This window comes from Acidaminococcus sp. CAG:542, from assembly GCF_000437815.1.
In the GTDB taxonomy this organism is placed as follows: domain Bacteria; phylum Bacillota; class Negativicutes; order Acidaminococcales; family Acidaminococcaceae; genus Acidaminococcus.
On sequence record NZ_FR902030.1, the window covers coordinates 1 to 2056 of the forward strand.

1 protein-coding gene and 1 tRNA gene are annotated in these 2056 nt (G+C 55.4%); both read left to right on the forward strand.

Annotated features, from left to right (window positions below):
* Positions 1 to 122 precede the first annotated feature (122 nt).
* Positions 123 to 199: transfer RNA gene (locus QVO43_RS01770), tRNA-Pro, on the forward strand.
* A gap of 156 nt (positions 200 to 355) precedes the next feature.
* Entirely contained in the window at positions 356 to 1966 is a 1611-nt protein-coding gene (locus QVO43_RS01775) for a peptide chain release factor 3 (RefSeq protein WP_022486899.1), read from the forward strand.
* The last annotated feature ends 90 nt before the right edge of the window (positions 1967 to 2056 follow it).

A 2056-nucleotide genomic window follows, 5' to 3' on the forward strand; every position in this document is an offset into this window, starting at 1 on the left:
CGTCCGGCTGTCTCAAAAAATTCAGTATTTTTCCCAAAAAACGGGAATCAGAAAAAATATAAAAAAAGTTGCAAAAAGTGCTTGACGATTTCCCTTCTATGCCGTATAATCATTCTTGTGTTCGGGGCGTAGCGCAGTTTGGTAGCGCGCTTCCTTGGGGTGGAAGAGGTCGTGAGTTCGAATCTCGCCGCTCCGACCATTTAATTGAACGGAACGCCACAAAGGTCAGCTTTGTGGCGTTTTTTCATATGCAAAAGAACCGGGACGGTCCGTGACCGGTCCCGGCTGCCCATGGTATAATGTACAATGGAAGAATCTGGACCATCTGTAATTGAGGATTGGAGGAATACCTTGCATGTCTGAGCTGCAGGAGAAGATTGCCAAACGAAGAACCTTTGCCATTATTTCCCACCCGGATGCCGGGAAGACCACACTGACGGAAAAACTGCTGCTGTACGGAGGGGCCATCCATCTGGCCGGTTCCGTCAAATCCCGGAAGGCCAACAAGCATGCGGTGTCCGACTGGATGGAAATCGAAAAGCAGAGAGGGATTTCCGTAACCTCTTCGGTACTCCAGTTCGATTATGACGGGTACCGGGTGAATATCCTGGATACCCCCGGGCACCAGGACTTTTCGGAAGACACCTACCGGACCCTGATCGCCGCCGACAGCGCGGTGATGCTCATCGACGCAGCCAAAGGGGTGGAACCCCAGACCAAGAAGCTGTTCTGGGTGTGCCACCGGCGGAAGCTGCCCATCTTCACCTTTGTGAACAAACTGGACCGGTACGGCCGGGCCCCCATGGACCTGATGGACGAAATCGAAAAGGTGCTCCACATCAACGCCTATCCCATCAACTGGCCCATCGGCACCGACGGCCATTACATCGGGGTATACGACCGGCTGAAGAAGCAGGTGGAACTGTTCGACAACGACAGCAGCCACGGATCCAAGATCCTGAAGAGCACCACCGGCAGCCTGGATGATCCTGCCATCAAGGAAGCCATCGGGGAAGCCAATCTCCAGAATCTGATGGATGATATCGAACTGCTGGATATGGCCGGGGATGAATTCGATCTGGCCAAAGTGGATGCCGGGGAACTGACGCCCATGTTCTTCGGGTCCGCCATGACCAACTTCGGGGTACGGAGCTTCCTGGAAAAATTCCTGGAACTGTCTCCGGAACCCCAGCCCCGGAAACTGAAGGACGGGGGCGTGGTGAATCCCACCGACGAGGACTTCACCGCTTTCATCTTCAAGATCCAGGCCAACATGAACCCGGCCCACCGGGACCGGATTTCCTTTATGCGGATCTGCTCCGGGGTGTTCGAAAAGGGCATGACCGTATGGCATGTCCAGGGACAGAAACCGGTGAAACTGGCCCAGCCCCAGCAGTTCATGGCCCAGGAGAGGACCACTGTGGAAAAGGCCTACCCGGGGGATATCATCGGGGTGTTCGACCCGGGGATCTTCACCATCGGAGATACCCTGTGCAATGAGAAGCACCCGGTGCAGTTCGAGGATTTCCCCATTTTCCCGCCGGAAATCTTCGCCAAGGTCCAGCCCAAGGATTCCATGAAACGGAAGCAGTTTGAAAAGGGCATTGTCCAGCTGGCCCAGGAAGGGGCCATCCAGGTGTTCAAGCAGAAGGACATCGGGATGGAAAGCTTCGTGGTAGGCGTGGTGGGCGTGTTGCAGCTGGAAGTACTGGAATACCGACTGCTGAACGAATACAATGCCAAGCTGGTGTTGGAACAGCTGCCTTATTCCGTGGCCCGGTGGGTCTATGCGGATGATCCGGAACTGATCCGGAACATCAAGGGCCTGGACAACGGGATGCTGGTGTACGACAAGCTGGGACGGCCGGTGGTGCTGGTATCCAATGAATGGAACCTGAACTGGATCCTGGAACGGAATCCGGGAATCAACTTCACCCAGGTCCCCAGCGAGGCACGGGCGATTTAAGGAGAAAAGGAAGGAACCTGCCTGAAGCAGGTTCCCGTAAAGGGAAACGCAGCCGGGGGCTGCTAACCCACCACCAGCCTTGCGGCTGGT

Bases quoted from the DNA above. Each gene is read 5' to 3' on its own strand.
- QVO43_RS01775 (WP_022486899.1), top strand. From the start codon at position 356: ATGTCTGAGCTGCAGGAGAAGATTGCCAAACGAAGAACCTTTGCCATT.